This is a genomic window from Frankia sp. CcWB2 (genome assembly GCF_977927585.1).
In genome coordinates this window covers 4,487-11,363 of record NZ_CDWRCM010000151.1, presented here as the reverse complement: position 1 = coordinate 11,363, position 6,877 = coordinate 4,487, and the positions used below count along the sequence as shown (strand labels likewise).

General features: G+C 70.2%; 4 protein-coding genes and 1 pseudogene. 4 read left to right on the top strand and 1 reads right to left on the bottom strand.

Annotated features, from left to right (window positions below):
* Positions 1-336 precede the first annotated feature (336 nt).
* The gene (locus ACY45C_RS15485; protein WP_462188302.1) at positions 337-915 is read left to right on the top strand and encodes an Hsp20/alpha crystallin family protein; all 579 of its coding nucleotides are present in this window, start codon (positions 337-339) and stop codon (positions 913-915) included.
* A gap of 108 nt (positions 916-1,023) precedes the next feature.
* On the opposite strand, the gene ACY45C_RS15480 is transcribed toward ACY45C_RS15485, so the two are convergent.
* A complete protein-coding gene (locus ACY45C_RS15480; RefSeq protein ID WP_462188301.1) occupies positions 1,024-1,917 on the bottom strand; it encodes an exodeoxyribonuclease III in 894 nt (297 codons plus the stop codon).
* A gap of 68 nt (positions 1,918-1,985) precedes the next feature.
* Between ACY45C_RS15480 and ACY45C_RS15475 the strand changes: the two genes are divergently transcribed.
* From ACY45C_RS15475 to ACY45C_RS15465, 3 genes and pseudogenes are all read left to right on the top strand, one after another.
* Positions 1,986-2,837 (top strand): RibD family protein, encoded by an 852-nt coding sequence (locus tag ACY45C_RS15475; RefSeq protein ID WP_462188300.1) that lies wholly within the window; start codon positions 1,986-1,988, stop codon positions 2,835-2,837.
* Positions 2,838-3,020: 183 nt separating this feature from the next.
* A complete protein-coding gene (locus tag ACY45C_RS15470) occupies positions 3,021-4,166 on the top strand; it encodes a hypothetical protein (RefSeq protein ID WP_462188299.1) in 1,146 nt (381 codons plus the stop codon).
* 198 nt (positions 4,167-4,364) lie between these two features.
* A pseudogene (locus ACY45C_RS15465) lies at positions 4,365-6,877 on the top strand (ATP-binding cassette domain-containing protein); the annotation flags it as partial.

Sequence of the window (6,877 nt, the reverse complement as noted above, 5' to 3'; positions counted from 1 at the left end):
GCTCGGGGCGGCTCGCGGCCGCACGATCGCCGGCTCCTCGCTCCAGGAGAGCCGGCCCGCCGCGGCGGGCCGGCGCCGGGCCCCGCTGCCCGGCCGCTCGGGGCCGGCCGCTGCGACCGTTCGCCGCTTCGGCGTCCTGCCTCACATCCAACAAATTCTTTGCCCTCACTTGCAACAGCAAGGTTGAGCGTCTTAGACTCACTAACTGTGAGAGCGGGAGGCAGTCGCACCGAAGGTGATCCGTCCAGGGGGCGCCTGAGGGGCGGGCGCGTCTCGATCGGCATCGATGTACAGAGATCGGCCCTAGAAAGATCAATCTTTTGGAGGGGGAGTGTCGTGAGCACCTACCTGTGGGACCCGTTTGCCGCGCTGGGGCGCATGGACCGGGAGTTCGACGAGATTGTTCGGCGTGCCTGGGGCCCGCGGCGTCCGGTGCTTACCGGACGGTCGTCGGTCACCGAGTTCGCCGTCCCGTCGGCTGATGTGGTTACCGAGGGAGCGGATGTACTGATCAACCTCGAGCTGCCCGGGGTCGATGTCGAGCGGGACGTCGTGGTCGAGATCGACCGGGGTCGCCTGGTCGTCCGCGGGAAGCGTGCGGCCGGCAGCGAGAGCGAGCACGCCGGTTGCGTGCACCGCGAGCGATGGCACGGTTCCTTCCGCCGGGAGTTCCGGCTTCCCGAGGGCGTGGACGCGCAGCGGATCTCGGCCACTTACGACCGGGGCATCCTGACAGTCCGTCTCGTCGGCGCGGCGGCGGAGCCCAAGGCGACCCGGATTGAGATCACCCCGGTCGTCCGCGACGCCCGGCCGGCCGAGGTTGCCGAGGGTGGCTCCCCGGGGCTGCCGGCGGAATCCGCGACGCCGCGGCTCGCCGAGCCGGCCACGCCGGCCGCGGCCGGTTCCACCGCCTGAGGAGCGCACCCGGCGTGCGGACGCCGATGTCCGCACGCCGGGCAGCGGTTCCCTCGCACCGGGCGGCATACCCCGCCGGACCGGTCGATCCTGCCGGGACCGCCCGGCTCAGCGGCGGCGCGGTCCGGTGCCGGCGGAGGAGGTCCGTCCCGGGGCGGACCGTCCGGCCGAGCTACCACTCGACGGAGGCGGCACCATCGGCCCGATGTCGCCGTCCGGCGCGGTGTCCAGATCGACGATGACGGGAGCGTGGTCGCTCGTCCCGACACCCTTGCGGGCCGCTCGGTCCACCCAGACCGCGCGCACGCGGCCCGCCACGTCGGCGGTCGCCAGAGCCAGGTCGATGCGTATCCCAAGGTTCTTCGGGAAACACAGCTGGCGGTAGTCCCAGTAGGTGTAGACGGCGTCGTCGGGCCAGCGGGCCCGCAGCACATCGATGAGCCCGGCGTTGACGAGTTCTGCGAGTGCCGCGCGTTCCGCCGGGGTGACGTGGGTGGCGCCCTCGAACTGGGTGATGTCCCAGACGTCGGCGTCCGTTGGCGCGATGTTGAAATCACCCAACGCCATCACCGCGCCCTGGGCCGTGGCCTCGGCCACCACCTCGCGCAGCGCGGCGAGCCAGGCCAGCTTGTAGGCGTAATGAGGGTCGTCGATGGTCCGGCCGTTGGGTACGTACAGCGACCAGATCCGGATGCCGCCGCAGGTCGCGGCGATGGCGCGAGGCTCGGGACCGGGAAAGCCCGGATCGCCCGGAAGACCCCGCGCGACGTCGTCGAGGGTGTCTCGCGACAGGATCGCCACGCCGTTCCACCGGCCGTCGCCGTGATGGGCGACCCGGTAGCCCCGGCGGAACAGATCCTCGTCGAACAGCTCCAAGAAGGCGTCGTCCGACAGCTTCGTCTCCTGCAGGCACACCACATCCGGCTCGGCCCGGTCGAGCCATTCGATCAGGCGGGCCTGCCGAGCCTTCGCAGAGTTGATGTTCCACGTCGCGATCCGCACATCTGTTGACGGTAGTCCCAGGGTCCGACAGGTCTGCCGGGCATGTCGGGTCTGGGATGATGGTCGTCATGGGAATGAGCCGGCGTGTCGACGATGACACTGTCGACAGTGTCATCGTCGACAATGACGCTGTGGGCCGAGGCGCTGTTGCTGGCCGGCCGTACGTCATCTGCAGCTGCGCGATGTCGTTGGACGGGCACATCGACGATAGCTCGGATGAGCGGCTGATCCTCTCCAGTGCCGCCGATCTCGACCGGGTGGACGAGGTGCGTGCCGGCTGTGACGCGATCCTCGTCGGCGCGGCCACTGTCCGGCGGGATAATCCCCGCCTCGCCGTGCGCGCGCAGCACCGTCGGGCGGCGCGGGAGGCGGCCGGGCGTCCGCCCACGCCGATCAAGGTCGTGTTGTCCGGCGGGGGAGATCTCGACCCGAGCGCTCGGCTGTTCACCACCGACCCGGTCGAGACGATCATTTACCGTCGGGCCGGATCATCGTTGCCGATCGCCGCGCCGACCTCGTCTCCCGAGCTGTCAACGCCGCAATCGGCGTCGGCGGCGATCCGCACCGCGCCCGCTGCCCGCACCGAACGCGCCACCTTCACCGCGCGCGTCATCCTGGTCGAGCTTCCCGGTCGGCCCCGGGTCGAGGTCGCCGCCATCCTGACCGATCTCGCCCGGCGTGGCGTCCGCCGGCTGCTGGTGGAGGGTGGTACCTCGCTGCATACGGCCTTCCTCACCGCCGGCCTGGTCGACGAGCTGCATCTTACCGTCGCCCCGTTCTTCGTCGGCGAGCGCGATGCGCCGACCTTTGTGGGACCGGGGGTCTTCCCCAACGACGTCCGCTCGCCCCTTCGCCTCGTCGAGGTCCGACAACTCGACAATGTGGTTTTTCTTCGGTATCTGGCACCGACGTCTCACTAAACGCTGTGACCGGCGGCTCGATCGCCTCCGGACCACGAAAGGACCACGCGGTCGTCGAGCCCACGCCGAGTCGACGGCACCGATGTCGATGCGGAACGTAATACTTGCCTCACTTCATGTCGTGGTTTCGAGGTGCGTCCGGGACGGCGTTCCCGGAGCATGGCCGGCCCCTGCGGAAGGGCGATGATGCGGGCGGTACGGGCGGTACGGGCGGTACGGGCGGCGACCATGGCGGGCACGATGGCTGCCGCCCTCATCCTGGCGATGGTTCCGGCGAACGGCGCCGCGGCGCGACGGCACGCGGTCCCGGGTGGACCGGTTGCGCCGGTGGATCTGGGCTTTCCATCCGGGTACTTGTTCAGTACGGCGACAGCGATCAACGATCGGGGAGAGGTCGTCGGCATCGGCTCCGCGGGCTCCTACGACCTCCACGGCCTGCGATGGTCGGAGAGTGCGGTGACGGCGCTGCCGGACGGGGCCCCCGGGCCGTCGCGGATCAGCAACGCCGGCCAGGTGACAGGCTTCCGCCCCCACCGCGGCGCCCCCGACACCGGATTCGTGTTCCGGCCCGGCGGCGTTCTCGTCGATCTCGATTTCCGGGTCGAGGACCAGAACGAGCGCGGCCAGGTGGTCGGGACCAGAACCACGTTCACCGCGCCGCCTCGTGCCGTGAGCTGGTGGCGTGGCCGGACCGTCGATCTTGGCGCGCCGTCGGGTGCCGCCAGCTTTGCCGTGGCGGTGAGTGACAGCGGACAGGTCGCCGTTCGGGTGGACGAGGGGGGCCGTTCCCGCACCGCCCGGTGGACCCGAGGGCGGTGGACCGATCTGCCCGACCTGCCCGGTAGTGTCGGGAGCTGGGCCGCCGACATCAACGATCGTGGGGACGTCGTCGGCTGGGCCCAGACCGCCGATCGGACGATGCACGCGGTCGTCTGGCGGGGTCGGAGGATCATCGATCTTGGCGCGCTGGGCGGTCGTGGCAGCCTGGCGACGGCGATCAACGACGCTGGGCAGGTCGTCGGTTCGACGTTCGACGGCAACGGTGGCGGTCGCGGCTTCCGCTGGGAGGACAGCCGCGTGACGGATCTCGGCATCCTCGGCGGCCCTTCCAGCACGCCGGCGGCGATCAGCGACCGTGGCGACATCGTTGGCGTCAGCAGTACGCCCGACGGCGCCGAGCACGGATTCCGCTGGTCCCACGGTCGGATGGTGCTCCTGGGCGATTTCGGCGGCGGCACCAGCCGCGCCGTGGCGGTCAACAACCGCGGTCAGGCCGTCGGTTCCGCCCGCCTACCCGACGGCGGCACCCGTGCGGCCCGCTGGAACTGATTCGATTTCCACCACCCGCCCACCGCATTTCCTCGTTCCCCGGACCGGTCGGTGTCCGGATCCAGCACGCTCCAACCCGTCGTGGCGCCGTCTCGTGGCCGTCAGCTTTCGGACATGTTGCGGAAGGGGCGGGAAAACTCCCTCTGCACAGGCACACTATGGTGCGTCTGGCGATCGAAGGAGCGAGGGAGAGTGCTGGTGGTTCCGACCCCGCTTCACGTCACCACCCCCGCGGGGGAGGCGACGCTCACCGGAGACAAGCCGGTCGTGGTGGGGCGGGCCCGTACGGCCGACATTGTGATCAACGATGGCCGGGTGTCGCGCCGGCATCTGGTGCTGCATCCCGACGTCGGCGGATGGCGGATCGAGGACATCAGCGCCAACGGTCTCTGGCGGGATGGCTGCCGTGTGGGCGGTCTTGCCGTCTCCGGGGAGCTCCGGCTCCGGCTCGGCGCGGTGGACGGACCTGAGGTGGTGCTCGTTCTGCGTCCGGCCCCGCCGATGATCCCGCCGACCGCGCCGACCCATAGCCCGGGCGGGGCACCCATCCCCCTTGCCGGCCCGCCGTCGCCGTCGCCGTCTTGGCCGTCGCCGTCGCCGGGCGCGGCGGTGCCGGGCACGGAATGGTGGTCCGAACCGGCGCCGGGCGCTGCGTCGGCGCCCATCCCGGCGGCGCCCGTCCCAGCGGCGCCTGCGCAGTCGGGCGGGCCCGACTCGGCCGTGGGACAGGCGACGATCGTGCACGACCGGCGGCGCGTGCATCCGCTGACGATCGGACGGGTGCGGATGGGCCGGTCCCGCGACAACGACATCAACGTGGGCGACCTGCTCGCGTCCCGCCATCACGCCGAGCTGCACATCTCGGTGGCCGGTGTCGAGCTCGTCGACCTCGCTTCCGCCAACGGCACCTTCGTCAACGGTCACCGGGTCACCCGGGCGCGGGTGATGCAACGCGACATCATCGCCATCGGCCATCATCTGTTCCAGCTCGAGGGAAACTCGCTCGTCGAATACGTCGACTCCGGTGACGTGGCCTTCGAGGCGCAGGCGCTGTCGGTGTGGGCCGGCACCAAGCAGCTCATGCACGACATGACCTTCCGGCTGCCGGGCCGTTCCCTGCTCGGCGTCGTCGGACCGAGCGGGGCCGGCAAGTCCACGCTCCTCAACGCTCTCACCGGCTTCCGACCGGCGGACCGGGGATCGGTGATCTACGCGGGACGTGACCTCTACGCCGAGTATGACGAGTTGCGACGCCGGATCGGGTACGTGCCGCAGGCCGACCCGCTGCACGATCAGCTGACCGTGCGTGAGGCTCTGCTGTACGGCTCGGAGTTGCGTTTCCCCGCCGACACCACCGCCGAGGAGCGGCGGGCCCGGGTGGAGGAGGTCATCGGCCAGCTTGGACTGACCGCGCACGCCAACACACCGGTCTTCCGGCTTTCCGGCGGCCAGAAGAAGCGCACCAGCGTCGCGCTGGAGCTGCTCACCCGGCCCTCTCTGCTGTTCCTGGACGAGCCGACCTCCGGTCTGGACCCGGCCAATGACCAGTCTGTGATGGAAACCCTGCGGGGCCTGGCGAAGGGCGGCGGCGCCGGCTCCGGCGACGAGACCGGCCGGACCGTCATCGTCGTCACCCACAGTGTGCTGTTCCTGGACCTGTGCGACTTCATCCTCGTGCTCGCGCCCGGCGGGCACGTGGCCTACTTCGGGCCTGCGGACGGGGCGCTGCGGTTCTTCGGCAAGGAGGACTTCCGCGAGTTCGCGGCGGTGTTCCGCGAGCTCGAGGCCACTCCGGGTGAGGAGATGGCGGAGCGGTTCCGGGACTCGGAGTTCTTCGTACCCTCCGCGATCGTGGCGCCCGCGGTGCGCAAGGCACCGCCGGAGCTGCCCAGCGTGCGCCAGCAGCCGGTCCGGGCCCAGCTCGCGACGCTGACCCGACGGTACTGGCGGGTCGTGCTCGCCGACCGGTCGTACCTACGGCTGATCATTGCCTTCCCGTTCCTGCTCGGCGTCGTCCCACAGGTGATCCGCGCCCCGGACGGGCTGCGTGCGTTACCCCAGGCGCCGAACACCGACGCGACGAAGGTTCTCCTCGTCCTGGTGCTGTGTGCCTGTTTCATGGGCATGGCCAACTCGGTCCGGGAGATCGTCAAGGAGCGGCCGATCTACCGGCGGGAACGCACGATCGGGCTGTCCCGCACCGCCTACCTTGGATCAAAGATCATTCTTCTGACCGGGATCACCACCGCCCAGTGTCTTGTCTTCACCCTGATCGGGCTGGTGGGCCGGACCCCGCCGAGGGCGGTCGTGCTCGGCTCGCCGGTGCTGGAGTGTCTGATCGCGGTGAGTGTCGCGGCGCTCGCCTCGATGATGATCGGTCTGCTGGTCTCGACGCTGATCGACAACGCGGACAAGACCATGCCGATCCTGGTCCTGGTCACGATGGGTCAGCTGGTGTTCTCCGGGGGGACTGACCTCGCTGGTCGGGCGCCCCGTGCTGGAGCAGATCAGCCTGCTCGTCCCGGCCCGCTGGGGGTTCGCGGCCCTGGCGTCCACGGACGATCTCAACGACGTCAGCAAGTTCGGTAACGAGACCCTGCGGACCGACCCGGCCGACGGGCTGTGGAAGCACAGCGTGGCGATCTGGGTCCTCGACATCGTGATCTGCGTGCTGATCGGTGTCGTGGCACTGATCCTCACGGCCGTCATGC